We start from the raw sequence: 26419 nt of genomic DNA on the forward strand, positions 1-26419 counted from the left end.
CGCGCCGCCCCGCCCCGAGGAAGGAACGAGCCTTTCCTCGGGGCGGCGATCTCAGCGCTCGCTCCGCGCCTACTTGAGGTACGGGCCGTCCGTCCCGACCTTCCCGGGCGCGGCGTTGGCCCCGCCCAGGTCGAGGACGTAGACCCGCAGGTTGCCCTTGCCGGGCGTGGCCGCGGTCAGCGTGCCGTTGGTGACCGTCTTCACGTCACCGGTGACGGCGTCCTTGTACGTCCCGTTGGGGATGTTGCTGAACGTCGCGCCGTCGGTCACCGTCACCAGGGCGAAGCTGTCCACGCCGGTCGCGGTGTCGGTGTAGCGGCGCTTGTAGGCCATGTTTCCGGAGATGTTCGCCGTGGAGTACTGGCCCATCTGCAGGGCAGGCACCGTGCGGCGGATCTGGTTGAGCCGCTGGACGTGCTTGACCAGCTTGGATTCGAGCGTGGTGGCGACCGCACCGGACGCGCTCGAGACGGTGCCGAAGCCGGAGGCGGTCACGCTGCCCTCCAGCTTGTCGCCGTAGTAGGCGCGGCCCGTGGAGGCCAGCGGGCAGGTCGGCCCGCAGTCGATCTTCTGGCCCTTCTGGAACTCGATCTCCGATCCGTAGTACAGCGTCGGGATGCCGCGGAAGGTCCACATCAGCGACATGTTCTCGGCCCAGGCGTCGGTGCCTTCGGCATAGCGGTTGCTCGACTTGTTCGGGCCGTAGTCGTGGCTGTCGACATAGACGACGTTGTACGTGGCGTCGTTGACGGAGTCGTCGGAGTCCTTGCCGTTGTGGTAGGCGTTGCTCGCATCACCGAAGTTCATGTGCATGCGCATGTCGATGATGTTCATGCCGGAGAACTGGCTGTGGTCCGGTGTGTGGTACGAGTTCCCGTTCAGGAAGGCGTTGTCGGACGTCGGCTGGTTGCCGGTGCCGAGGTTGTTCTCGTAGGTGAACTGCTCGAGTGCGGCGGTCTGGTCGTCCGCGCTGTACTCCTTGCGCTCCTTCCAGGTGTAGAACTGCGCGGAGTGGTTGACCGATCCGCGGTTCCACTTGTCGTTCACGAAGGCCGCGACCTCACCGAAGACGAAGAAGTCCTTGGCCTTCTCCGCTCCGAACTGCTGGGTGACGCGCTCCTGGATGGCGGGCAGGAAGCGGCGGTTCCAGGTGACCCGGGGAATGTGCACGGCGGTGTCGACGCGGAAACCGTCCACGCCCATGTCGATGTACTTGTTGTAGGCGCCGATCAGGTAGTTCTGCACCTGGGCGTTCTCGGTGTTGAAGTCGGCGAGGTCCTCGTGGAGCCAGCAGCTGCGTGAGTCCTCGCCCTCCCAGTTGCCGATCCAGCACTGGTGGTAGAGGGACTTGGGGAACATGCCGGAGGTGGGGCTGGGCCACTGGCAGTTGTAGATGGTGTAGCCCTCGGCGCTCTTGCCCCCGGTCGGCACACCCCAGTTGAGGCAGGTGTTGCCCGAGGGCTCGGCGGTCGACCACATGTCACCGTTGTAGTACGACTTCCCGGACTGCGGCTCGACGGTCAGTCCGTCGTACTCGAAGCCCTCGTTCTTCTGGTCGTAGTACCAGCTCCACTGCGAGTCGCGGACGCCGTGGACGGTGGGTGTGAACAGTTCCTTGGCGCCCCACCGCGAGGAGTGGTTGTAGACGACGTCCTGGTAGATCTTCATGCCCTTGGCGTGGGCAGCGTCGATCAGGTCCTGGTAGGAGGCGCCGGCCGACTCCAGGCGCGGGTCGACCTTGTAGAAGTCGTACCCGTGGTACCCGTGGTAGTCGTAGTCGGAGCGGTTGAGGACGACCGGGGTGATCCAGACGGCGGAGAATCCGAGGCCCTTGATGTAGTCGAGTTTCTCGACGAGCCCCTTGAAGTCACCGCGGAACATCGGGTCGTTGTGGGCGGCGTTGCCGGACTTGGCGTGCTGGCTTCCGCCCCGGTTGTTGGAGCTGTCGCCGTCGTGGAAACGGGCGGTGAGCACGAAGTAGATGGGGTCCTTGCGCGGGTCACCACCGAGCGGCTCGCCCGGGGTCTCCGCGGCGGCCTCTCCGGTCGTCGCCTTCGCCGCCTCGCTGGACTCCGACAGGTTCCCGGCGGCGTCCAGCGCCTTGACGGCATAGCTGTACTCGGTCCTGGCATCGAGCCCCGTGTCGGAGTAGACGGTGGAGGTGGCGGCGATGACCGAGGTGCCCTTGGAGCCGCCGGTTCGGGTGATCTGGTAGCCGGTGACGGCGGTGTCGTCGGTGGCTGCCTTCCAGGTCAGCACGACGGACGTACCGGTGGCGGTCGCCTTCACCTCGCTCGGTGCGGAGGGCGCGGTGGTGTCGGGTTCCTCGGCGGCGCACGGATCCTTGGCGTTCTTCGTGACGGCCTTGTCCTTGACCGTCGTCACGCCCTCGGCCAGCTGGTAGTTGGCGCCGTTGTTGTTGTCCCAGGTGCCGTTGCCGTTGTTGAAGGTGGCCTGCCAGGTGGTGGCCGTGCCCAGGTCGACGGTCTTCTTCACCCAGCCGGTGCAGGCCGCCTCCATCGCGACGCCCGGCACGGTCGTCCACGAGCCACCGGTCGGCGCCCAGTGCAGATTGGTCGTCGTCCAGCCGAGGCTCGCGATCGAGTAGTAGACCGTCGCGCTGTTGCCCTCGACCGGATCCGTGTCGCCACAGGGGTCGCTGTGAGCCACGACGCCGTCCTTGACGGTGATCAGACCGGTGCCCAACTGGTAGTTCCGGCCCCCGTTGTTGTCCCAGGTGCCGTTGCCGTTGTTGAAGGTGGCCTGCCAGGTGGTGGCCGTGCCCAGGTCGACGGTCTTCTTCACCCAGCCCGTGCACGCCGACTCCATGGCCACACCGGGCACGGTCGTCCACCCACCGGCCGTCGGCGCCCAATGCAGGTGGTACCTCGACCAGTTGGTACTGGTCGTCGAGTAGTACACCGTTGCGGTGTTGCCGTCCGCTGCCCGGGCCGTGGTGCCGCTCAGCGGCAGACCTGGCAGGAGAGTCATCAGGAGGGTCGCTGTCAGAGCGAGCACCAGGCTCACCGGACTGCGGCGTCTGCGACGCGGAGGGAGGCTCAAGGGGACTCCTTGGTAGGGGCCGCGGCGCTGCGACCGTGTCATCCGCTCCCTCGCGCGCCACAAGGGAAACGGCCGAATCGTTCAGCCAATGCGTTTCAGAAAATTACTGAAACGCATTGCATGCCGATCCGGGAGGTTACTGGGCCATGACAAGTTCGTAAAGTGGCTGGACGCACCTCCGCTTCGGCAGTCGCGCAAGGGGCCGGGGCGGCGTCCTTGAGGATCTGGGTCTGCTGCTGCTCGGGCGTGGCTTTGAAGATGACGACCAGGTCACCCAGGCGCGTCGTGATCACTCCGGGCGTCTCGTCGTTGCCCGATAGCGGGAACTGCAGCATGCAGCCGCGCCTCGGCGGGCGCGCCGGGCTCTCGGATGCCGCCAGGCCCGATCATCCCGACCGCCCCGAGCTGTTGTCGACGCGCGCCACGGAGCCCGTGGCATCTCATACCACCGTCCAGAAGGAAGTACTGAAACTTTCTGCAAACGATTGCCGGGCGCGGAAAGCGACTGCTTGACTCGCCTGGCGACAGGCACGGACGGCCGGGGAACCGGGCAGCTCGCAGCGATCCGGCAGAAGCCGCCCTGGATCGACCCTTTCAAGCCCGAGAGGAACACCATGAGCATCGAGATCGACGTCCTCGTCCTGGGGGGCGCCGGCGTGGACACGATCGTGCACGTCCCCGAGCTGCCCCTTCCCTTCGCCGACAGCTACATGATCCAGCCGGGCATCCGGACACGCGCGGGACAGAGCGGCGACTTCGTCGCCCTGGGGGTGAGCAGCCTGGGACTGCGTACGCACCACGTCGACCTGATCGGCGACGACCACGAGGGCGACCTCGTCCGCGCTTTCCACCAGGACCAGGGCATCGCCTTCACTGCGGGCCTCCAGCCCCAGGGCACCAAACGAGCGGTCAACCTCGTCGGCCCCGACGGCCGAAGGCTGTCCCTGTACGACGACACCCGCTCGCAGGAGACGGACCGGCTCCCCGAAGCAACGGTCCGGGAACTGGCCGCCGCGAGTCGTCACGCGCACGTCGTCATCACCCACCCGTGCGCGTTCGCACTGCCCACGCTGCGCGAAGCCGGCGTGACCATCTCCACCGACCTGCACAACTGGGACGGCACGAACCCCTATCACGAGGTGTTCGCCTACGAGGCAGACCTCGTCTTCCTGTCCACCACCGCCCTGGCCGACCCCGAGCGGACCATGCGCCGGATCGCCGAGCGGGGCCGGGCCCGGGCAGTCATCGCCACGGCCGGGGCGGACGGGGCGTATCTCCTGGTCGATGACGAGCTGTCACACATCCCCGCCGTCACACCCCCGGCACCGGTCGTGGACTCCAACGGCGCAGGCGACGCATTCGCGTCCGCCTTCCTCTACGGCTGGCTGAACGGCGAGCCCGCCGAGCGCTGCGGCCTGTACGGGGCGGTGGCCGGAGCTCACGCCTGCACCGTGCCGTCGATGCGCACCGACAGCATCACGCGCGACGAACTCCATTCCCGTCTCTCGGAGTTGCCTGGTGGTGCGGCACCCGCCGAGCACCGCGTCGAAGAGGCGGCACGGCGCGCATGAGCGCCGCCACGCGAACATCCGGTGACGACGTCGTGGTCCTGGGCGGAGAAGTCGCCGGCTGTGTGCCGGCCGAGGCCTCAGCGAAGACCCCGCCCGCACGGCCTGCCTGGTGGAGGCGGGCCCCGACTACGGCCCCATGTGGCCGCACGTGGCCTCGTCAGCGTCCTCGACGCTCGCGCCCTGCCACGTGACGACGTGTGGGAACGCCGCACGGCGGGCCCCGTGCCGGGCCGTCCCCTGCGGGATCTGTCCGACGAGGACCTCCGGAGCCGGCGCGCAGCAGGACTTCGCGGACGCGACCAGCGCCGTGTGCTCCGGACAGCAGGGCCGCGGTGCGCTTCAGGAAGCGGGTGAGGACCTTCTCTGGGCCGGCCGGCCGCAGGTACTGCGCCGCCGTGGCGAGGCGATACGAGCCCGCCACGACCGGAGCCCGGCGACCACCGTCTGAACCGCAAGGGACTGCAGCCCGCGCAAAGGCCGACGCCGCCGCTCCCTGTGGACCGACAAGGTCATGGACGAGCACGCGCTGCGGCCGACGGAACCGGCCGCACCCAGCCCGTGCGCGGCTCCAGGCCGATTTCCCGGGCTCCGAGGACGGTGAGGGCGTGGCTCCAGCCGCCGGGGACGGCGAACAGGTCGAGGATGATCGGCCTCGCGAGGCCAGCCCGAAGTAGTCCTGCAAGGGGAAGCAGCCGTCGACCACCCGAGTGGTTCCCGGGAGCGGTACAGGAACGCCTGCCCGAGCAGCCGACCCGCCGCACGAAGGCACCCCCCGGTGCGAAATACTCTCCCGATGAGTTCACGCACTTCCCCGATCAGTCAGCCGATCACGATACGGAGGGCAGTCGCGCGGGATGCCAAACGGCTCACGCGGCTCGTGCGTGGCTCAGGCGCCTACGAGGGTAAGTACGCAGCCGCAGTGGCGGGCTACCGGGTCGGTCCTGATTACATCGAGGCCCACCGCGCCTTCGTGGCCGTCGGCGCCGACGAGCATGGAGGCCGGGTCCTCGGGTTCTACTCGCTCGTCCTCGCTCCACCGGAGCTCGACCTGCTGTTCGTCGCCGACGAAGCGCAAGGACGGGGTATTGGACGACTGCTCGTCGCGCACATGCAGTCCGAGGCCCGTGCCGCCGGGCTCGACCGTGTCAACGTCGTGTCGCATCTTCCCGCCGAGGACTTCTACCACCGCGTCGGTGCAGTGCGGACCGGGACCGCGCTCGCGAACCCGCCCGCCGTGCCGTGGGACCGTCCCAAGTTCGAGTTTCGCATTCCTTCGGAATGACGCGGTGTGCCGGTCCGCAGGGCACCGGCTTCGCCTGCATGGCGGCCGGCATGCAGGAGCCGCTGGACGCCGCGCGCTCCGTGTGTGCCGTCGTCTCTGCCCTGGCGGGGGGATCGCCTGCGTCGGCGGCCATTCCCGGCGGACTCCCTCACCTCCGGCACTCCAGAGACATCTGCATCGCGCACACCTCAGCTGGCTCCACACACGATCGAGGTCGGTCGCTGTGAACACGTAGGTCACGCCCGCATCAGGAGCGAGGCGAGAGTGCTGCTGGACGCCTTTCGAAGACGTCTTACGGACAGCCGCGTACGTCGTTGCCCCCTGGCGGTCACAAACGTAGCACTCCGAGTGGAGCAATATCTGTGCTCGCGAAGTGAGGTTTTGACGGACCGCGTAGTGAGAGTGTTTGCCGCAATGAGCAGAGCGGAATTGCGTAATGCGCACGGGGCGTTCCAGTGTGCTACTGTCGATCTCAGTTGCAGTTGTGGTTCCCGAAACTTCAAGTGCCTCACCCGGTTCTGTCGGTTGGGAGCACTTCTGTATTTCCGGTCATTTCCGGGCGGGGTAATCATTGCGGCGACACGGCGTCCGCGCAGTGCGGATTCCGATGTACTGCCCCGAAGGAGATATGACATGGCTGCTGGTACCGTGAAGTGGTTCAACGCGGAAAAGGGCTTCGGTTTCATCGAGCAGGACGGTGGCGGCGCTGACGTGTTCGCCCACTACTCGAACATTGCCGCGCAGGGCTTCCGTGAGCTGCTCGAAGGCCAGAAGGTAACCTTCGACATCGCGCAGGGCCAGAAGGGCCCGACGGCCGAGAACATCGTTCCGGCCTGACGCTCACGCACAGACTGCAGCTGGGGCCCGCATCCTTCGGGGTGCGGGCCCCAGCTGCAGGCATCTCCCGCAGCGCTTTCACCTGCGGGACGACTCGGAGGAATCCGTAGTCCCACCACGCGCGGCTCCTCCTTCGGTGATGCACGAGCGTCCTGAAGAGCTGCGCCACAGCCGACGCTCGGATCTTACGTCCCCATCGCGTCACTCATTGCAGCACCTGTGCCCCCGGATATTTCCGCCGGCAAAGAGCTGTTTTCTTTTGCTGCCGGTCCATACTTGTGATTCTCCATGTCGCTCATTGCTTCGGGAATTCCTTGGTATGTGCCACATCGAGGAAGGTTCCGCATGAACCGCACACGTACGAACGATCGCTCCGCCCGCGCACGTAATGGCAGTGCCGACGCAGGAAGGGGCGGCAGCCACTTCGGCTCGCAGGCACAGCCCCGTTCGGGCGGGCCTGCCCGGTCCGGTGGTTACGGCCGCCGGCCCGCTGCGGCGCAGGGTGAGTTCGCACTGCCCAGGACGATCACTCCCGCGTTGCCCGCCGTTGAGGCGTTCGCCGATCTCGACATGCCCGAGCAGCTGCTGGCCGAACTCGGCAAGCAGGGGGTGACCGCACCGTTCCCGATCCAGGGCGCGACGCTGCCCAACTCCCTGGCGGACCGTGACGTTTTGGGCCGCGGGCGTACCGGTTCCGGCAAGACCCTCGCCTTCGGCCTCGCTCTGCTCGCCCGCACCGCTGGACAGCGTGCCGAACCCCGCCAGCCGCTGGGACTGATCCTCGTACCGACGCGTGAGCTGGCTCAGCAGGTGACCGACGCGCTCACGCCGTACGCCCGTTCCGTCAAGCTGCGGCTGGTCACGGTGGTGGGCGGGATGTCGATCGGCAGGCAGGCCGGCGCGCTGCGCGGCGGGGCCGAGGTCGTCGTCGCGACGCCCGGCCGGCTCAAGGACCTCATCGACCGTGGTGACTGCCGACTCAACCACGTGGGCATCACGGTGCTGGACGAGGCCGACCAGATGGCCGACATGGGTTTCATGCCGCAGGTCACCGCGCTGCTCGACCAGGTGCGTCCGGAGGGGCAGCGGATGCTGTTCTCCGCCACCTTGGACCGTAACGTCGACCTGCTGGTGCGCCGCTATCTGACCGACCCCGTCGTGCATTCGGTCGACCCCTCGGCCGGTGCGGTCACGACGATGCAGCACCACGTCCTGCACGTCCACGGCGCCGACAAGCACGCCACCACGACCGAGATCGCCGCCCGCGACGGCCGCGTGATCATGTTCCTGGACACCAAGCACGCCGTCGACCGGCTGACCCAGGACCTGCTCAACAGCGGGGTACGGGCCGCCGCGCTGCACGGCGGCAAGTCGCAGCCGCAGCGCACCCGCACGCTGGCGCAGTTCAAGACGGGGCACGTCACCGTGCTGGTGGCGACCAACGTCGCGGCGCGCGGCATCCACGTCGACAACCTCGACCTCGTCGTCAACGTCGATCCGCCGACTGACCACAAGGACTACCTCCACCGCGGCGGACGTACCGCCCGCGCCGGCGAGTCCGGCAGCGTCGTCACGCTCGTCACACCGAACCAGCGCCGCGGCATGGTCCGCCTCATGTCGGACGCCGGAATCCGGCCGCAGACCACCCAGGTCCGCTCGGGTGACGAGGCCCTGAGCCGGATCACCGGAGCCCAGGCCCCGTCCGGAATCCCGGTCGTCATCACCGCACCGGTGGTCGAACGCCCCAAGCGCAGCGGCACCTCGCGAGGCCGACGCCGCCCCTCCTCGGCGACCCGGCGCACCCCCGTACGCCAGCCCGTCGTCCACCCGGCGGCCTAGAACCTCCGTGATCAGGAAGCTGACCCATCTCTGCAGGAGGCACCTTTTGACGCGGATTCAGTTGCCGTCCCGCCCGGCGGACGCCAACCCCGTGCACAGGGCGGCGGTTGAGGTCATGGACGCGGCCGGACCGCAGGTCTGTGACGACATGACCGTCGAGGTGGCGCTGGCGGTCATGGCCGCCGCACGCACGGGCCGACTGGTCGTCTGCGACCAGGACGACCAGCGCATCGGACTGGTGACCCGAACCGACCTCACCGCCGTCCGCGACAGCTCCGACTACACGGACCGCGTCCGCCTGCGCGACATCCTCGGCGACCACGGCTCGTTCACCTCACCCGTGACCACGATGGCCGAAGCCGACCAGGTGATGCGCTCCCGTCGGCTCGGTGCCCTGCGGGTCGTCGACGAGCAAGGCAGCGACCCGGGCATCCTCGCCCTCTCCCGCTGAACCGCCTCATCCCTGGTCGGACCGTTCTCCCCTTTCTCTCTGTGAGGCCACATGCGCTGCGTCATCGCCCGCTTCCCCTTCGAGCTCAGCAAGAGCGGCGTGATGGAATCGATGAAGGGCATCAAGCCCGAACCGGTCACCGGCGAATCGGTGATCATCGGCCGCCGTCACTACCCCGTCAAGCAGGTCGGCCAGATCATCACCCGCCAGGACCGCCGTGACTTCAGCGCCGCCGAGGTCCTGCGGGCCATGACTCAGCTCGGCTTCACCTGCCGCGCCGTCCCCAAGGCTGCGCCCCTGGGCATTCTCAGCCCGATGCAGCACGCCTCCGCGATGCTCGGCACCCCCGTATCCGTCTGACTGGGGGAACAGGCACGAGCCGACACCTGAACAGCAGTGTGGGCCCTACCGGTACGCCGGTCGGGCCCACACTGCGTCCAGCCGGGTCCCGTCGCCGTCGCTCAGTGGTCGGAATAGCTGAAGTCGCCCACGGTCCAGGCGTTGACGTCCTCGATCGCAACCCGGTACATCCCGCCCGTCTCCGGGATCCCCACCGTGCCCTGCAGGATCCGGGCGACATGGAAGTGCAGATGCGTGGGCTGCCGGTCCTCCTTCACGGGGGCGTCGAAGACGGTGGCGAACTCGCTCAAGCGGTCCGAATCCGTCAGTACCTCCGACACCCTCTGCCTCCACACCGCTTCGGGAGCCAGGCGGCCGGTGATGACAGCGCCACCGGTGACCACGGTCAGGGACATCTGATTGCTCTGCTCGGACTCCACCAAGGCGGCGACGTGAACCAGGAGCTCGTCAGGCTTTGACATGAGGCAGATTGTATTGACCGGCCATCCGGCTGCTCGAGCGGTGGCGCTACCGGGTAAGTAGGGCACTCACGGTCTTGCCGCCGGAGGCCCGGCGGGTGACCGCCGTGGCGTGGGCGAGGCGGGTGACCATGGGCCAGCCGAAGCCCTCGGTGCCGCCGTTCAGGTCAGGGGTGCGCATGCGCGGCACATGCCGGCTGCGGTCGTGAACAACGACCTCGATGGCGTCCGGGGGTGCGCGGTCAGTTCCAGTGTGCAGCGGCCCCCGCCGTGGCGCAGGGCATTGGTGACGAGCTCGGACGCGACCAAGACCACCGTGTCCGCTGCGTCAGGGGCCACGGCGAGAGTGACCGCGGGACGAGGAAGCAGATCCTCGTCAAGGCACTGAGGCGGCAGCAGGAGCGTCAACCGGTGGTGTTCTTCACGAGACGCAGTGTTGGCCGGTGCGCGCCGACGGTAGCCGCGGCGCAGTCGGCGACGTCACGCTCCGCCCGACGTGCTGCGCGGCGGTGGGTCACTGCGAGCGCCGGACTGAGCCTCGGAGCCCTTGAAACCATCCATGGACCGCTCGAGGCAGACTGGTCGAGGGCGGATTACCTCATCTTCGAGCACGCGGAAATCTATGCCAGCCGGAGTAGACATTCGGTGGCGGTGTGGTTATGTTTTCTCTCGTAGCCGAGATCGAGCAAGGCCCGGCAGAGATGAACTGCCGGGCAGCAGTACGCAGTTGCAGTTCGCAGGGCGGTGCGGTGGTGGAGTTCCGAAGCCGGAGCGGTTGCAGGACGGTGACGGGACTGACGACCGGGCCGGGTGGCCCGCAGTGATCAGGGGCCGCCATGAGCAGTACCGCAGTGGCAGTACCAGTAAGTGAAGGTTCGCAGTACCCAGCAGTGAAGTCAGTGAGCGGTACCTCGGTGAAGGCGTCGGCTGCGGGCGCGCGCACCGGGAGGTTCGGCAGTGGGGTTCTGAGCCAGAGCAGAGGCAGGACGGGCGACGGGGCTGGCTGCCGAAGAGTGGCGCTGTTCGAGGCCACCAGTAGTTCGCCGTTTCCGTCAGTGAGTAGTTGATCAAGAGGGAAGAACGGAGGAGCCGAGCGCCATCAGGATCGCCCGGGCGGAAGTCTTGGACCCGGGTACCGCGGGACATCGATAGTGAGGTGGTCTCCGGTCAAGCAACCGCGATCCCCGCGCCCCCGACAGCATCTCGGTCGGGTCTGCGGAAACAGAGGGCCGGTGCAGTATCAGGGCCGGCAGATGGTGTAGTAGTTCCTTCGGGGCCCTGGTGCCAGTACGGCGCCAGGGCCCCTCCACGCGTTCCACAGAGAGGTGCAATGACAGCAGACGACACCTTCGGCCGTCTCGATGACGACGACTACCCCGCCTACACCATGGGCCGGGCCGCCGAACTGCTCGGCACCACCCAGGGCTTCCTCCGCGCCATCGGCGAACACCGCCTCATCACCCCACTCCGCTCCGCAGGCGGCCACCGCCGCTACTCCCGCTACCAGCTGCGCATCGCCGCCCGCGCTCGGGAACTCGTCGACCACGGGACCCCCATCGAGGCCGCCTGCCGGATTGTCATCCTCGAAGACCAGCTCGAGGAAGCCCAGCGCCTCAACGCCGAATATCGCCGTGCCGCCGAATCAGCGAACCCAACGGCAGCAGCATGAGATGAGCGTGCCCGTCAGCATCGACGGGCACCGCACGCACGGGCTCGGTGTGCGGTGTGATCATTTCCTATGGTGACGCGGTGTGTGGGCGTGTAGCGTTTGCGTCAGCTGTCGTGGTTCGGAATTCCCTCTTGCCCACGCCCCTGGTGTGGGCGTTTTGCTGTGCTGTGCCGCAGGGACCAGGGCGATCACCTCCGTCTGCCACATGGAGTGGGAGGCGTTCATCGACTGGAAGGCATGAGACATGGCAACGGGAACTGTGAAGTGGTTCAACGCGGAGAAGGGCTTCGGCTTCATCGCCCAGGACGGCGGCGGCCCGGATGTCTTCGCGCACTACTCCGCGATCAACTCCACAGGCTTTCGTGAGCTCCAGGAGGGCCAGGCCGTGACGTTCGACGTCACCCAGGGCCAGAAGGGTCCGCAGGCCGAGAACATCAACCTGGCCTGACCTCCCAGATTTGCCCGAGAGATCGCGCACGCCGCGTCCGGTGGCCGCCGCCCGTGCGGGCCCTGCCGCCCACCTGGACGAGGGCGCCTGCTCTCGTGCCGGGCAGGCAAAGGATCAGGGGCCGCGCAGCAATGGCTGCGCGGCCCCTGATCTGTGGAGGGCCCGGCTGTGTCTCGAGGTCGGGTAGATGGTCGGACTCGACGAGGGCCTGACCGATCACCTCCCCGGCCGCGAAGCACTGGGGCGGGGTCATCTCATCGACGGCCGAGAGGACCTGTCGGGCCAGGGCGGTTCCCTCTCCTGCCAGCGAACGCAGCACCAGAGCCTTGACGTTGACGGGCAGCAAGTACGCGGTGCCCGAAGACCTCCACAGGTCCGACCAAAAGCGTTCTCCTGCTTTGGTGGGGGCAGGCAGCGCGGCCAGCAGTCCGAGGAGATGGCCGGTGGCCGCATAGCCATCGGAGTGGGCGGCTGCGACCACTGCGATGCCGGCGACGCCCTCCACGTCGAGCTCCACCGCCCTCGCAGACCAGTTGGAACACCAACTGGACCTGGCTCCGCTACGTGGGGGTGGACCTCAGGAAACATCGGCGATCCTTGCGCGTAGGCGAGCGGAGATGCCCCTTCGGAAGCCCTGATCGTTCCCATGACCAGCCGTTCTCCTCGGCTTCGGCAGGCCCAATTGGCCGTAGCGGCAACGGACTGGAGTTCACACGGTGGCGAACCGTCCCGGGCCCGGCGACGTGGCTCTGGGGTTCTGGACCGACCTCCCGTCATGTGTCCGGGTGAGGTTTTTTCTAGCATGACCGCATGGTTGCCAGTGACGCCCAAGAGCCCAGGGGAGGACGAGAAGCTGTGTCCCGCGACGCCGCTGAAGTCGAATGTGGTCACGTCGTGTCAGCGGGTGGAGAGCGCCGTACAGCGGGGCTACCCGACCAATCACCGGGCGACCATGCGGGGGAGGGAGCTCACTCGGTTGCTGCTCTGGTGGAGCGGGTGGCCGACCTGGCCGAACCGATCAAGCCGAGGTTGCGTGGCTGGCTCCATGCCGGAATGGTCCCTGCCGCACTGATCGCAGGCTTCGTGCTCATCTGCCTGGCCCGTACTCCGCAGGCGGTCCTGGCCTGCACCGTGTACTCGGTCACCGCCTGGCTGCTGTTCGCGACGAGCGCCATCTACCACCGCGGCACCTGGGGGCCGCTCGGCGAGGCTCTTCTACGACGTCTCGACCACGCCAACATCTTCCTGATCATCGCCGGCACCTGCACCCCCCTGGCCGTGCTCCTCCTCCCGCCGGACCAGCGGTCCGTGCTGCTGTGGATCGTCTGGACGGGAGCGTTCGCCGGCATCGCGTTCCGGGTCCTGTGGGTCGGAGCTCCGCGCTGGCTGTACACCCCGTGCTACCTGGCGCTGGGGTGGGCACCGGTGAGCTACCTGCCCGACTTCCTGCACACCGGCGGAGCGGCCGTAGTCGTCCTGATCGTTGTCGGCGGTCTCCTCTACAGCGCGGGCGCGGTGGTCTACGCCCTCCAGCGCCCCGACCCCGCACCCCGCTGGTTCGGCTTCCACGAGGTCTTCCACGCGCTGACCGTGGCGGCCTTCACAGCGCACTACACCGCCATCTCCCTCGCCACCTACTGACCCCGCGACAGTGTTCCGCTCCGCCGCTCATCGCCCACGTCGCCGCGTGCTGGACCGCGGCGGACCGGGCGGTCGCCGAGGCATCGCCCCGCGCGTGAAAGTCGAGGCGGAAGACATCAGGGGGATGGCGAGGCCACGACGTGGTCGATCATGAGCGGCACGGACGGCGAACTGCTCGCGGAGGACGAGAGGGGCTTCGCGCACTACGAGCTGGCCTACCGAACGGGTGCGGGCGGCGAACGTTGCCCCGCCAACTTCCCTCACCATGAGGTGACACGGATAGCTCTTCTCCTCCTGCTGGTCAGTGTGGCCATCGTGCTCGGCATCATCGGAGTGGTGGCGAAGGGCCTGTTCTACCTGTTGGTCATCGGTGTGGTGGTTCTGGTCGCCGACTTCGTCCTCCTCGGCCTGCACCTGGGCCGCCGTCGCGGGCGCCTGCCCTGGTGACGCGGGTCACCCGGCGCAGAGCACCCCGTTTCGGGCCGCGAGCGGAACCGGGGGCCGTGCTGCCGGGCTGTGGCTCAGGCGTCGATGATGACGGGGATGATGAGGGGCTTTCGGCGGTGGGTGCGGAACGCCCAGTTCGCCACGGCGCGGGCGACGAGTTGTTCGAGTTGGCGCGCGTCCCCGACGCCTTCCTCGGCCGCGGTGGCCAGGGTCTTCTCGATGACGGGGACGACCGGCTCGAAGGTGGTGTCGTCGTGGACGAAGCCGCGGGCCAGGAAGTCGGGGGCCTCGGCGAGGGCGCCGGTGTCCGCGTCGACGATCGCCACCACCGTGACCACGCCTTCAGCGGCGAGGGTGAGGCGGTCCTTGAGGGACGCTTCGGTGGCGCCGCCGACCTCCATGCCGTCCACGTAGACGTTGCCGGCGGGGACCTTGCCGGTGATGGACACGCGCCCGTCGACGAGGTCGACGACGACGCCGTCCTCGGCGATGACGACCCGCTCGGGGTCGACGCCGGTACGGATGGCGAGGTCGCCGTTGGCCCGCAGGTGGCGCCATTCGCCGTGCACGGGCATGACGTTGCGGGGCTTGACGATGTTGTAACAGTAGACGAGTTCGCCGGCGCTGGCGTGCCCGGAAACGTGCACCTTGGCGTTGCCCTTGTGGACCACGTGGGCGCCCCACCGGGTGAGTCCGTTGATCACCCGGTAGATGGCGTTCTCGTTGCCGGGGATGAGGGAGCTGGCGAGCAGGACGGTGTCGCCCTTGCCGATGCGGATCACGTGGTCACGGTTGGCCATCCGTGACAGCGCGGCCATCGGTTCGCCCTGGGAGCCGGTGCACACCAGAGTGATCTTGTGGTCCGGGAGCTTCTCCAGCTCCTTGGTGCTCACGACCAGACCGGAGGGGACCTTCAGATAGCCCAGGTCGCGCGCGATGCCCATGTTGCGGACCATCGACCGGCCGACGAAGGCGACCTTGCGGCCGTGCTGGTGGGCGGCGTCCAGGACCTGCTGGATGCGGTGCACATGGCTGGCGAAGCTGGAGACGATGACCCGGCGCGGCGCGGTGCGCATCACCTGCTCGATCGCCGGGTTCAGCTCACGCTCGGAGGTGGTGAAGCCGGGTACTTCGGCGTTCGTGGAGTCGGTGAGGAACAGGTCCACGCCCTCCTCGCCGAGGCGGGCGAAGGCGCGCAGATCGGTGATGCGATCGTCGAGGGGGAACTGGTCCATCTTGAAGTCGCCGGTGTGCAGCACCATCCCGGCCCGGGTGCGGATCGCGACCGCGAGGCTGTCCGGGATGGAGTGGTTGACCGCCACGAACTCGCAGTCGAAGGGCCCGAAGCCACGCCGGTCGTTCTCCCGCACCCGCACCGTGCGCGGCCGGATGCCGTGTTCCTTGAGCTTGGCCTCCAGGAACGCCAGCGTCAGCTTGGAGCCGACGACGGGAATGTCGGACCGCTCGCGCAGCAGGTACGGCACGCCGCCGATGTGGTCCTCGTGGCCGTGGGTGAGGACCACGGCCACGATGTCGTCCAGCCGGTCCCGGATCGAGGTGAAGTCCGGCAGGATGACGTCCACGCCGGGCTGGGTCTCCTCGGGGAACAGCACGCCGCAGTCGACGATGAGCAGCTTGCCGGCGTGCTCGAAGACGGTCATGTTGCGGCCGATCTCACCCAGGCCGCCCAGGGCGACGACACGCAGCCCTCCTGCGGGAAGGGGCGGGGCGGCTTTCAGCTCGGGGTGCGGATGACTCATACCCTGACGGTACCCGGAGAGCGGGACGGCATGATCCATTGCCTGTGTGATCTCTTCTTCCCGACGGAGCGGGGCGTCCGCAGTGGGTGCCCCGGGACGATCGGATCACGCCGGCGGACGGCCCGGGCATGCACTCACGGTGGCTGAAGTATCGAGGTTGCATGTGATGTCGACCTTCGCGGCCCGTTGTGGTCGGCCGGAGCCGGATCCAGGGTGTTCCATGAGCTGGGATCGTGCACGTTCTGCGGTCTTGGGCCGGGGGCCCTGAGTCTGGGGAGAATTGGCGGGTGCTGTCCTGCGGCGGGGTCTGACTCTTGAGATCTCTGACCGGGGTGTCTTGCTCACGCTGTGTCGACTGTTGGCCGGGGATGGTGTGTTGCTGGTGCCGGGTCGGCCGGGTGTGTCTCGTAGGGGCTTGCCGATCAGGCGTCGTCACGGTTCTGACCGTCCGCGCGGTCCGGTGCCGGCTACGCGATGCGCCATCGGGCCGGAAGGTGAATGAGCATGACCGGTATGTCCCCTGCCCCGCGTACCCGCCGACGCCGGCCGTCGGGGGAGGTGGTCCTTGGAGTGGACACGCACCGCGACGCTGATGTGGCTTCTGTGTTCTCCTTGGTGCGGCGGGTGATGCGGGTGGCTGTCAATGCGGGTCACGAGCGGACGACACCGCGGCGCGCTGACGGTCGGCCAGGTTCGTGCGCACGCCCGGGGAGACCCGCGTCGGGGTCGTCGAGTGCCGTGGTCATCACGGCGACGCCCACGAACTTCGATGGCACACACCCAAGGTTCGCCTCTCTGGCGGATCTTGCCCAGGCCGTGGTCGGCTTTTCTGTGGTGCCGACGACGCGGGGTGCGCTGCCGGTGTTATCGGAGGGGGCGGCGACCGGTGCGCTGGGACCAGCGCACGGCGATGAGGCCCAGCGCGGCCACAAGGATCACGATGCCGATGATCAACAAGTAGCCCACCCCCTCCGCCGCCACTCCGATGATTCCCAGCACGACGGCGACCAGAACGAGAAACAGCAAGAGGGCCATGGCGCGTCCCCCTCCCTTGGGTGGCTGAACGGGCGATCAGCGGCGCGCGAGTTGCCGCTCGCCGGCTGCGCCCGTTTGGTAGGGCATGTCGTAGTGCTGGAAGATCGCTTCCTCTGACTCGGCGGGCAGGATGTCGTCCATGCCGACCGAGGGCGCCTTCTTCACCAGCGTCTTGGCGTAGGAGACCTTGACGTAGTCCGGTCCGAGGGTGGCCTCGTCGAGGGGGACGAAGGCCAGGTGGTGGCGGGTTGGGAGTCCGGTGCGGACCGTGGCCATGGCTGGTTCGTCGGTGGTGGTGTCGACGTAGACCGCTTCGAGCACGCCGATCTTGTGGCCCTTGGGGTCGACGACGCTGCGGTTGCGCCACTCGCGGATGTCGGCTGAATGGATCATGGCCTGCCTCCTGAGCCGTTGATCCGGGCCGGTACGAGCCGCCCCCTGCGGGCAGTCGCAGCCCGCTGAGCCCGGTAGCCCATCGTTCTTCCAGGTTATCCGGGAATCTCTGCGCCGCGCCCTCGCGCGGCAAGGGTTCCGAACGTGGTAGTCGCCAGGCATGCCGATGAAGCCTTCCGGCGCCGCGGACCGTTCATCTCGGTTCGGGCCGCTGCACCGCGTGATCAGCCGTTCTCCCATCGGGCGCGGATGGCGGCGGAGCAGGGAAATTGAGCTGTGGTCGCGCTCGCTGGGCTTCGCGGCGCTGGGGTTGCTCACGCTGGTGCCGCTGCTGATCATTGTCTCCTCTGCCGACCCCGAGCACGGGCGGGGGTTCGCGCAGTGGCTGGGAGAAGGGCTCGGCGTGTCGACAGCCTCCATGCGGCAGGTCGAGCAGTTGTTCACCCGGCCCGGCCAGGCCCTGCGGACCACGACCGCGTTCGGTATCGCCGCCCTTGCCGTGTTCGGCCTGACCTTCGGGGCGGCGGTGCAGACCGGCTATGAGAAGGTCTGGGACCTGCCGCCGGCCCGCTGGTGGGCCAGGTGGCGGCATGTGGTGTGGCTCGGCGTCCTCACCGGATACTTCTACGTCTCCGCCACCACCACGCTGCGGCGTGAACCTCTGGCAGGTGGGGCCGTGGCCTCGCTGAGTGCCCTGCTGTTCCTGTGGTGGTCCCAGCGCGTGTTGCTCGGCGGGCGGATCCGCTGGCGTGCGCTGTTGCCCGGCGCCGTGGCGACCGTGGTCGGGCTGCTCGGCCTGAGGGTCTTCTCCCGGCTTGTCTTCTCGCCGTTGATCGCCTCCAACGCCGTCACCTACGGCCCCGTGGGAACCGTCCTGGTCATCCAGTCCTGGCTGGTCGGTGTGGGTGTCGTCGTCTTCGGCGGGGCGCTGGTCGGCCGACTGGTGTGCGAAGAACTCCCGCGCATGGCCCACACACTGAAACGACGCAGCTGAGATGCGCCCCCGCATCTGGTCGGTTCGCCTGGGCCGATGGCCTCTCACCGTCGCTACTCGGTGGCGACGGTTCCGGGGAGGGATGCGGGGGCCGGTTCGTCCTTTGGCCGTACGGTCCGTTCGGCTTGGTCCGAGGAGTACAGTGAGAGTACCGAGGGCATTTCGTGCACCGGCCTCCATGCTTGTGTCGTTTTCGGCGATCGATGACACCGGGCCGGGTGACCGGCCCGGGGCAGGGTTCGCGTCATGACCGCGACCATTTTCCGCCCTCCGACACTCGAAGACCGGTCTTCCTCTCCGTATCTGCGCCTGTCGCTGGCTCCTGTTGGTTCTGCGCCTGCTTTGCTGGACAGCGCCTGGTGGCCCCGCTCCCGCGATCTTGAGGCCGAGCTCCCCTCGCTGACGGCCGTGCTCGATCCGCTGTGGGGGCGGATCACGCGGGTCACGGTGAATCCCACTCACTGGCCGATCATCCCGCGCAAGGTGCGCGTCGCCGGGCATGTGGTGAACGTGGGCTGGTTCCTGGCCGAGCAGGACGAGCACGAGGTGTTGCTGCTCTCGTACCACGCGGGCCGCTGGAACCTGCTGGTGATCCCGCCGCAGACGCCTGCCGTCTCGGCCGCGTGGCTGATGGCCGCCGCGAGCGACCCGCTGGGCACGTCGACCGCGAGCCGGTTGATGGACGAGGCGGCGCGTCTGCGGACGGTGGTCGAGACCGACCGGGCCGTGGAAGCGGTCTGGGACTCCGAAGGAGGGCATGAGGCCCGCGATCCGGCCGCACGTACACGGATCCCCGCAGTCACCGCTGCGGCACCGAATCAGCCGAAGGGGATGTGAGGACGATGGAGATCTTCGTGACCGTGTTCGTGATCGTGGCGATGATCGCTCTGGGTGTGTTCCTCATTCACTTGCTCAACTCGCAGCACGATGAGCGCATCGCTGCCTTTCGCTACGGCCGCTCCCGGTCGGCTGTCCGGGGACCGGTGCCGTCGGTTCCGCAGAGGGCACGCGGTCGGGCCGGGGCGGGCGGCATCGGTGACCGCCGTGACCATCGTGACGGGGGACGTGGGCCACTCCGGCCCAGGCGCCGTACCCGGAAGGCAGTGGGGTCCTCATGATCCCCATAAGGCTTCTGGCCGACACCGGCAGCTGTCGCCGGTGATGCTGTAGGCGGGTTCGAGGATCCCGGCGACCGTGACCTGCGGCACGGTCATCATCAGCGGCGGCAGCAGGGACCACTGCATCTCCGCCGCGACGCTCATGGGTTCGCGGCGTCTGGCCTGGAAGAACTGGTCGGTGTAGCTGTGTTTGGTGACGATCATGTCGGCGACCAGCCCGGCGAGCCTGCGCAGCAGGCGCCGGTCGTCGTCGACGACGGTGTCGAGGGTGACGGCCAGTACCCCCCACCTGGTCGCTGCCGTCCAGCATGGGCAGATACATCCGGACACCGCCCGCCTGCGGGACCTCGACGGTGGTCGCGTTGAGGAAAGCCCTGCCTGCGGGGGAGTCAGCGATCGGCTCGGGCCCGCCGACCAGCAGCCCCCTACCCGGCAGCGGCGCCAGCAGTTCCTGTCCGTAGTCCTGCAGCAGGATCGACACCTCACGGACGCCGATCCTGGCCACCTCCTCCGCGACCAGTGGAGCGATCAGCTGCGGCGGCATCTCGTGGGCCCGGTCCAGCAGCAGGCCCAGGAGCCGCTCACCGAACCCTTCCGACCGGTCGGCATGTTCCGAGGAGGCCGCCGGTCCCCTTCCGCCATGACCCACCCTCCTCCCAGCGTCCTTGAGCGGCCCCGTGCACGTATCCGGAGAGAGGCAGGGTGGGCCCCCGGCGAGCACAGTCCGTACAGATTGTCGCCGTACTTCTGCCGTGCAGGGCCATTACGCCGACTGCTGCATGTCAACCCCGCCATCAGCTACTCCCACCGCGCCGGACCTGGCGGATGCCGTCCTCCAGGGAGCGCATCAGGCTGAGAGACGGTCTGCGGCTCGGCAGGCTCCGCCGATCCCGAACCCAAGGTGACGGCGGCCTCCGCCCGCGGTGTGCTTCGCCGACAAGGGCGTGACTCCTGCGGTGCTGTGTGCCGAACCGGTCGCGGTGTCAGTGGTCAGCGCGGCCTCCGCGACCGGCTGATGGCCGACGAGGAGAGATCTCAGGTCCTGGACGGGGTCTTGAGGGTCATGTACGGCTGACGGGCCTACACCGTGATCGGGGTGGGCATGATCGCGGTCGCCCTGTGCGTCGCTGTCGCGTGTGCGGTCGAGGTACGCCGGTCGTCCGCAGACACTAGCTGTCAGCCGCGGACACCCGCGGTGGAGCCACTGTTCTGAGCGCCTCTCGGCGCTCAGCCGGATGACCGCGGCGGGAGCCGCGAGCTCGACGCTGTCCTCGCCGACGGGCCAAGAGCCCTGGCCGGCAGGTCCGACGCCGTTCGTATAGGGCAGGCCGATGGCCGGCGTTCAAAATTCGACTTAGACCGTGTCCTATGTGGTGCGGCGGACGAGGCGCTTGTAGCAGCAGATAGCCCCGGCGAGCCCGAGAGAGGCCAGGTAGTTGCGGGGATGACGCTCGTAGCGGGGGCTGTGTCTGCGGTAGCCGGACAGCTACGACGTTGGCATCGTCTTCTCGATCACCCACCTGCGACGGCCCAATCGTTCGCTGGACTCGATGCCTTTGCGGGGGATTCCTGTGGCCGGGGCGTGCCAATGCACCCTTCGGCCACGCAGTTCATGGAGTGGGGCCGCGCTCCCGGCCAGGGCGCGGCCCGTCGCCTCAAAGGGTCCGCAACGGCTACACCCAGCCGCGTTGAGAAGCCCGCATCCCCAGCTGGAACCTGCTCGCCGCCCCCAGTCGCTCCTGCAGCTCGCTCACCCGCCGCCGCAGGGTCCGCAGACTCACCCCCAGATGGCGAGCCACCGCCTCGTCCTTCATCCCGGTCGCCAGCAGCCGGGTCAACGTCCTCTCGCTCTCGGAGAGTTCACTGTCGTCCGCCGCCTGGCCCAGCGGAGTCGCCTGCTGCCAGGCCATCTCGAAGAGCTTCTGCAGGGCCTCGGTCACCGCCGAGTGCCAGACCACGACGGCGCAGTAGCCGCCGGCCACGGAGGCGGTCAGCGGCAGCAGCGCCCGGCATCCGTCGACCACCAGCAGCTTGAGCGGCACGGAAGGCAGTACCCGGGCCTGCTCGCCGAGTTCGACCATCCTCAAGGCGCGGGACAGGACCTTCGGATCCTCCAGGCCGGTCGCCGCGTAGATCCCGCGAGAGACGATCCCGCGGTTGAGCAGATCGGCCTGGAGATCCACTTGCGGACCGGCCGGGGCGAGATACGGCGGTGTGTCGAAAAGGCACACCTCGTGCTCCGCGCGCGCGTACATCTCCTCCAGGCGTGCCGCGATGGCGCCCTCGCCGGACGCCACCTCGACCAGACGGGTCGGCTCCTCGCGCAGCAGTCCCGCCTCGTACGCGGTCGCCATCTCCTCGGCGGTGGCGGCCAGCAGTTCGGACTCCGTCTCGCGCCGCCGGATCAGCGCGCGGATCGCCACCCGGGGGTCGACCGCACGTAATCCGCCCATGGAGTCCGGGGGTTGCAGCAGACCGAGCGTGAGAAGCCGGTTGCAGGCCTCGCGGACCCGGGCTGGGGAGGCACCGGTCAGCAGCGCCCAGCCGGCCGCGCCGGCGTCGGGCTGGTTGAGGATGGCCTGGTACAACAGCTCGTCGAACGCGGAGACCCCCACCGCGGCCCAGGGGCTCGCGGCAGGGGTCTCCCTTGCCGTGTCGTATGCCGTGTTCACCATGGCCCGGCACGGTAGACGATCTTTGTTAAGAATTTTCGCATTGTTTTACGGAGGTCGTCTACTTCAGGCCGAACGCCCGTACGACCGTCTGGTCGACCGTGTTGCCGTCCCGGTCGGCGGCCCGTACGCGCAACGACACGAACCCGGCGCTCTTCTTCGGGTGCTTGAGCTCCGCCTTGCCGTTCTTGACCTTCACTTCCTTCCAGGAGGTGCCGTCGTCGTACGAGACCCAGGCCTTCAGGGAACGGGCGGTGACGCCGCCCGACTGGTTCCGGACGGAGAGGCCGAGCTTCGACGTGTGTCTGGCCTCAGCGCTGTTGAGGAGGTTGAGCCCGGCCACGTCATAGTCGACCGAGAGCAGCCCGAGCGCCGTCTGCTGGTCCGTGTGCGCCGAGGCGAAGGACCATTCGGTGTGGGTGCCGGTGGAGTACGCCGCCCAGTCGGCCGTGCGCTGTGTGTCGACCACGAGGCGGTACGAGGACTTCGCCGCCGGGACGGTGAAGGTGCCGTAGCCGCCGAGTGCGGTGTCGCCGACCAACTGCCCGTCCGCGTACAGCTTGCCCTTCGCGGTGTCCTGGGTGCCGTCCACCAATCCGTAGTGGCCCGGTGAGGAATCGCTCAACTCCGGGATCCGGAAGGTGAGTTTGTCACCGGTGCGCTGGGAGAGGCCGTACTGCTGGGCGGTCGCCGGGCGGACGACCTGGCCCAGCCAGTCCTCGGCGGGCTGCTTGCCCGCCTTGTCGAAGGTCCGCACGGGACCCCACTGAGGCCGGCTCGCGTTCCAGTGGGGATAGACGGCGTGCCAGATCCGGGTGTCGGAGACGTTGTAGTACTCGGTGCGCTCCGTGCCGAGCTGCACGTTGTTGGTGGTCGCGATGTCGGCCGACTGCCAGGGACGGTACCGGTACACGGCGTCCTTGCCGACATCACCGGCCCGGGCTCCGAGGTAGCGAACCGTCTGCTTCACCGTGCTGGAGCTGTTCAGGTTGTACGTCTGGTTGGCCGAGACGGCCCCCACCTGCGGGAACATCACGTTGTACACGTACGGACTGACCGGAGTGCCGGTCAGCTTCAGCTTGACCTTCTTACCGCTCTTCAGCAGGGCGCCGAGCTTCGCTCCGTCCTCGCCGGTGGCGAGCATCAGCGGGATGGTCATGCTCTGCACGGAGCCGAGCCAATACCCGGGCTTCTCTTGGTAGGCCAGGACGTAACCGGCCCCGGCCGCCGTCGCGTTGGTCAGTGCCTCGTCCGCCGTCTTACCGGCGCCCACGTGGACGACCGCCACCTTGCCCTTGACGTCGAGTCCCTTGAAGTCGGCCGCGGTTCCGGCGCCCGCGTCCACCGCCCGTACCGTGTGATCACCGCTGACCTTCACGGGGAGGCCGCTGTACGTCTGCGCGTAGTCGAGGGGAAGCGCGTACTTCTCCGGACCGGTGACGCTCGCCGTCAGCTCCTTGGCGTACAGACGGAACTTCGAGGAGAACTCGAACACGCCCTGGGTGACCTTCTCGGTGGGCGCCACATAGACGTGGTCGGTCCACCAGCCCTGGCTGTAGGTCACCCCCAAGCCAGTGCCCGGGCCTTCCCGGTGCCAGGTGGTGGTGAAGCCCCGGAACTCGGAGTCCTCCTTGGTCTTCGGCTTGATCTCGACCGCCTTGCGGGCGTCGAGGACGACCTCGGTGTCCTTGTCGACCTTGATCTCGGGATCACCGACGATCGAGGTGTCGACCTCCAGTCCGGCCGCGTCCCGCTTGGAGATCCAGGACGCCATGGAATATGTACCGGCCGGCACCTTGAAGGTGTAGCCGCTGCCGATGAACCCGTAGGTGTCCGCGTACGCGCCGTTCAGCTCCTGCAGCATGAAGAGCGACGCGGACGTGGACGGCTTGCCGTCGCGGCCCAGCAGCGACACCTTCAGGTCGTAGGTCTTCGGCAGCTTCTCGAAGCCGATGGCGGTGGTGACGAGGACACCGTCGGCGCTCGCGGTGATGTGGCCCGTGTACCGGCCCGTCGCCTCCTTGGCCGGGTCGACCGTGACCGCGACGGTGGCGGTGCCCTTCGCCGGGACGGTGACCGTGTCCGCGTTCAGTGCGGCGTCGCGAAGTGACGAGGACACCTTCAACTCCACCGCTTTGTCCGTGGTGTTGGTGTACGTGATGTCCTTGGTGGCGACCTCGGTGTCGGCGTCCTCGTACTTGCCGAAGCTCAGTGCGGGGGTCGCGAAGACGCCCTGATTCACCGCCCGTACGGCGTCGACCCGGCCGTCGCCCTGCTGGAAGACGTCGGCGTCCGGCATGGTCTTCGCCGTGGTCGCCAGCGCCTGCTTGATCTGCTGGCCCGTCCAGTCGGGGTGGGCCTGGGCGACCAGCGCCGCGGCGCCCGCGACATGCGGGGTCGCCATCGACGTACCGCTCGCCGTCGAGTAGTAGTCGTCGACCGGCGTACTGCCGGCCATGGTGGTGCCGGCGGCGCGGGCCGCCGTGATGGCCACGCCCGGCGCGGTGATCTCCGGCTTGACCGCGGAGTCACCAAGGCGCGGGCCGCGGCTGGAGAACGAGGCCAGCTTGTCGGACTTGTCGAGGGCGCCGACCGTCAGCGCCGAGTCGGCGATGCCCGGGGTGCCGATTGTCTGCTCGGCCGGACCGGAGTTGCCCGACGCGATCACGAAGAGGGTGCCGGTGGACGCGGACAGCTCGTCGACGGTCTCGCTCAGGATGTCGGAGGGGCCGGTGGCGTCACCGCCCAGCGACATCGACACGATCTTCGCACCGGAGCGGGCCGCCCAGTCCATGCCTGCGATGATCCAGGAGGACTGGCCGCGACCGTCGTTGCCCAGCACCTTGCCGACCAGCAGTTCCGTGCCCGGGGCGACGCCCTTGAGCCTGCCGTCGGAGGCCGCGCCCGAGCCGACGATCGTGGATGCCACATGGGTGCCGTGGCCGTGGCCGTCCTGGACCGCCTGGTCCGGTACGAAGCTCGTCGACTCGGCGATCTTCCCCGCGAGGTCCGGGTGTCCGGTGTCCACGCCCGTGTCCAGGACGGCGACCTTGACGCCCTTGCCGTCGTAGCCCGCCTGCCACACCTCGGGTGCGCCGATCTGGGGCACGCTGACGTCGAGGGATGCCTTCACCTGGGCGTCGAGCCAGAGCTTGTCGATGCCCTCGCCGAGCTGCTTCGCGGCCTTCGTGGTGGGTGCGGTGCCGAGGGCGGGAGCGATGTCGGCCCAGAACGAGGTCGACTTCTTCGCGCTCAACGCGGCCCCGTCGATCCCGGGCAGCGTGAGCGTCCGGCGTGCGCCCTCGGGGGTCACGCTGCCGCTCTTGTACGTCGCGATCACCGGCGTGGTGCCGGTCTTCGAGTCCGCGTACCCCTGCTTCACGAGCTGAGTGACGTTGAACAGGGCCGGGTCGAGACGGCCCGCCTTCACCAGCGGGATCGCGTCCGCCGGCAGGACGCTGACCTCGCCGTCGCGCTCGGTGGAAAGGAAGGTGGCCGCCTCACGGCCCTTGCCGCGCTCGACCTCGACGGCGGATTTGCCGTCGGGCCCAGTGGTGACGGAAACCGTGTCGCCGGTGATGAGGGTGACGGCCTGGGTGTCGGTGTGTGGTGTCTGCGTGCTGCCCGGTCGGATGGTCGGGGACACGGGACCTGCCGCCGCGGGCGTGACCGCCCCGGCGACCAGCCCGGCCGCTCCTGCCACGGCCCAAAGGGCGTGGAGTCTTCGCATGTGTGGACGTCCTCCCCTGAACGCTGAAACGCCTCCGCCCTCGTGGAGCGGAAGCCAGTGCTCAGAGTGCGTGCAGCGCGCAAAGCGACTCAAGGGATTGCTGTGGCCGGGGAGTGCCAATGCCTTTCTCGGCCACGAGGGCTGACGGGCGGACAGGTCGTCGGCGGGGCTCGTCCTGCGACGGTGACGGGGTGCGCCGCCGCATCCTCAGGCGCAGCCGGATCACGGCGCACTCATGGGGCCCGTGGGGCAGATTGGGCGCGGGGGCTGCCGACAACGATTCTTGCTTCTACGGTGCTGGTATGGGCAAAGACGGGGTCTCCCCGACTGAAGCTGGCCACGCCCGCGGACTGCGACACCGGGCCGCGGTCGTGCCGCAGGTGCGGTGGTCCGCTGATGCCGGTGGCAAAGTCGACGGCGATGTTCTGCTCGTCGGTATGCCGTTCGCAGCACTGGCAGCAGCTGCGGCGTGCGAGGGCGAGGACCGAGGCGGTCCAAGCGGCCCGGACGGCTGATTGCCCGGAGTGCGGGGCCAGTTGGACGGTCGGCTTGGACCGCCCTGCCTCGGCACGGTACTGCTCTCCCCACTGCCGCAAACGGTCCTGGCACCGCCCTTCGTGATCGAGAGCTCCGACAGTTGTGTCCTTGGAC

Annotated in this window: 21 protein-coding genes and 3 pseudogenes; 12 read left to right on the top strand and 12 right to left on the bottom strand. The window is 68.3% G+C overall.

All coding sequences use genetic code 11. From position 1 onward, the window contains the following. Positions 1-69: 69 nt before the first annotated feature. Positions 70-2991, bottom strand: coding sequence for a carbohydrate binding domain-containing protein (locus IE263_RS03680; protein WP_189933126.1), 2922 nt, complete (start codon positions 2989-2991; stop codon positions 70-72). A gap of 167 nt (positions 2992-3158) precedes the next feature. Next, complete coding sequence (locus tag IE263_RS03685; protein WP_189932150.1) at positions 3159-3398, bottom strand: hypothetical protein; 240 nt, start codon at positions 3396-3398, stop codon at positions 3159-3161. A gap of 279 nt (positions 3399-3677) precedes the next feature. Here IE263_RS03685 and IE263_RS03690 point away from each other — a divergent pair, with 279 nt between their 5' ends. The 6 genes from IE263_RS03690 (at position 3678) to IE263_RS03715 (ending at position 9403) form a co-directional block, all read left to right on the top strand. Then, entirely contained in the window at positions 3678-4634 is a 957-nt protein-coding gene (locus IE263_RS03690) for an adenosine kinase (protein ID WP_189932152.1), read from the top strand. A 793-nt stretch (positions 4635-5427) separates the two neighbouring features. After that, positions 5428-5916, top strand: coding sequence for a GNAT family N-acetyltransferase (locus IE263_RS03695; protein WP_189932154.1), 489 nt, complete (start codon positions 5428-5430; stop codon positions 5914-5916). Between the two features lie 633 nt (positions 5917-6549). Further along, positions 6550-6753, top strand: a complete 204-nt coding sequence (locus tag IE263_RS03700; protein ID WP_023586116.1) for a cold-shock protein — start codon at positions 6550-6552, stop codon at positions 6751-6753. Between the two features lie 345 nt (positions 6754-7098). Further along, on the top strand, positions 7099-8592 hold the full coding sequence (locus tag IE263_RS03705; protein WP_189932156.1) for a DEAD/DEAH box helicase: 1494 nt from the start codon (positions 7099-7101) through the stop codon (positions 8590-8592). A gap of 46 nt (positions 8593-8638) precedes the next feature. Beyond that, on the top strand, positions 8639-9043 hold the full coding sequence (locus IE263_RS03710) for a CBS domain-containing protein (RefSeq protein ID WP_229910786.1): 405 nt from the start codon (positions 8639-8641) through the stop codon (positions 9041-9043). 51 nt (positions 9044-9094) lie between these two features. Then, the gene (locus IE263_RS03715) at positions 9095-9403 is read left to right on the top strand and encodes an SCO5918 family protein (RefSeq protein WP_189932158.1); all 309 of its coding nucleotides are present in this window, start codon (positions 9095-9097) and stop codon (positions 9401-9403) included. 101 nt (positions 9404-9504) lie between these two features. Here IE263_RS03715 and IE263_RS03720 read toward each other — a convergent pair whose 3' ends face one another. Continuing rightward, a complete protein-coding gene (locus tag IE263_RS03720) occupies positions 9505-9864 on the bottom strand; it encodes a GvpU-like protein (RefSeq protein ID WP_189932160.1) in 360 nt (119 codons plus the stop codon). A gap of 46 nt (positions 9865-9910) precedes the next feature. Next, positions 9911-10203: pseudogene (locus IE263_RS03725) on the bottom strand (ATP-binding protein); the annotation flags it as partial. Positions 10204-11191: 988 nt separating this feature from the next. Here IE263_RS03725 and IE263_RS03730 point away from each other — a divergent pair. Then, on the top strand, positions 11192-11530 hold the full coding sequence (locus IE263_RS03730) for a MerR family transcriptional regulator (RefSeq protein WP_189932162.1): 339 nt from the start codon (positions 11192-11194) through the stop codon (positions 11528-11530). A 244-nt stretch (positions 11531-11774) separates the two neighbouring features. After that, the gene (locus tag IE263_RS03735) at positions 11775-11978 is read left to right on the top strand and encodes a cold-shock protein (protein ID WP_030052720.1); all 204 of its coding nucleotides are present in this window, start codon (positions 11775-11777) and stop codon (positions 11976-11978) included. Here the strand turns inward: IE263_RS03735 and IE263_RS03740 are convergent. Continuing rightward, positions 11965-12483 (bottom strand): hypothetical protein, encoded by a 519-nt coding sequence (locus IE263_RS03740; protein ID WP_229910787.1) that lies wholly within the window; start codon positions 12481-12483, stop codon positions 11965-11967. The genes IE263_RS03735 and IE263_RS03740 overlap by 14 nt on opposite strands. Before the next feature lie 305 nt (positions 12484-12788). Between IE263_RS03740 and trhA the strand changes: the two genes are divergently transcribed. Next, entirely contained in the window at positions 12789-13619 is an 831-nt protein-coding gene (gene trhA, locus IE263_RS03745) for a PAQR family membrane homeostasis protein TrhA (protein ID WP_189932164.1), read from the top strand. A 150-nt stretch (positions 13620-13769) separates the two neighbouring features. Further along, positions 13770-14066 (top strand): hypothetical protein, encoded by a 297-nt coding sequence (locus IE263_RS48215; protein ID WP_229910825.1) that lies wholly within the window; start codon positions 13770-13772, stop codon positions 14064-14066. Between the two features lie 74 nt (positions 14067-14140). Here the strand turns inward: IE263_RS48215 and IE263_RS03755 are convergent, their stop codons facing one another. The 3 genes from IE263_RS03755 to IE263_RS03765 form a co-directional block, all read right to left on the bottom strand. Continuing rightward, positions 14141-15826 (bottom strand): ribonuclease J, encoded by a 1686-nt coding sequence (locus tag IE263_RS03755; RefSeq protein ID WP_189932165.1) that lies wholly within the window; start codon positions 15824-15826, stop codon positions 14141-14143. Positions 15827-16690: 864 nt separating this feature from the next. After that, positions 16691-16861 (bottom strand): hypothetical protein, encoded by a 171-nt coding sequence (locus IE263_RS03760; RefSeq protein ID WP_189932166.1) that lies wholly within the window; start codon positions 16859-16861, stop codon positions 16691-16693. Positions 16862-16897: 36 nt separating this feature from the next. Further along, entirely contained in the window at positions 16898-17254 is a 357-nt protein-coding gene (locus IE263_RS03765) for a PRC-barrel domain-containing protein (protein WP_189932167.1), read from the bottom strand. Between the two features lie 160 nt (positions 17255-17414). Between IE263_RS03765 and IE263_RS03770 the strand changes: the two genes are divergently transcribed. Together IE263_RS03770 and IE263_RS03775 are read left to right on the top strand one after the other, a co-directional pair. Continuing rightward, a complete protein-coding gene (locus IE263_RS03770; protein WP_189932168.1) occupies positions 17415-18248 on the top strand; it encodes a YhjD/YihY/BrkB family envelope integrity protein in 834 nt (277 codons plus the stop codon). A gap of 246 nt (positions 18249-18494) precedes the next feature. Beyond that, positions 18495-19085: a DUF5994 family protein gene (locus IE263_RS03775; RefSeq protein WP_189932169.1), complete on the top strand. Its 591-nt coding sequence runs from the start codon at positions 18495-18497 to the stop codon at positions 19083-19085. Between the two features lie 311 nt (positions 19086-19396). Here the strand turns inward: IE263_RS03775 and IE263_RS03780 are convergent. From IE263_RS03780 to IE263_RS03790, 4 genes and pseudogenes are all read right to left on the bottom strand, one after another. Continuing rightward, positions 19397-20015 (bottom strand): annotated as a pseudogene (locus IE263_RS03780) (serine/threonine-protein phosphatase); the annotation flags it as partial. A gap of 717 nt (positions 20016-20732) precedes the next feature. Next, positions 20733-20933: pseudogene (locus IE263_RS48225) on the bottom strand (IS5/IS1182 family transposase); the annotation flags it as partial. Between the two features lie 106 nt (positions 20934-21039). Then, entirely contained in the window at positions 21040-22041 is a 1002-nt protein-coding gene (locus IE263_RS03785) for a helix-turn-helix transcriptional regulator (protein WP_189932170.1), read from the bottom strand. Positions 22042-22099: 58 nt separating this feature from the next. Then, the gene (locus IE263_RS03790; protein WP_189932171.1) at positions 22100-25768 is read right to left on the bottom strand and encodes a S8 family peptidase; all 3669 of its coding nucleotides are present in this window, start codon (positions 25766-25768) and stop codon (positions 22100-22102) included. Positions 25769-26419 lie beyond the last annotated feature (651 nt).

Source organism: Streptomyces aurantiogriseus, from assembly GCF_014649375.1.
GTDB classification, from domain to species: domain Bacteria; phylum Actinomycetota; class Actinomycetes; order Streptomycetales; family Streptomycetaceae; genus Streptomyces; species Streptomyces aurantiogriseus.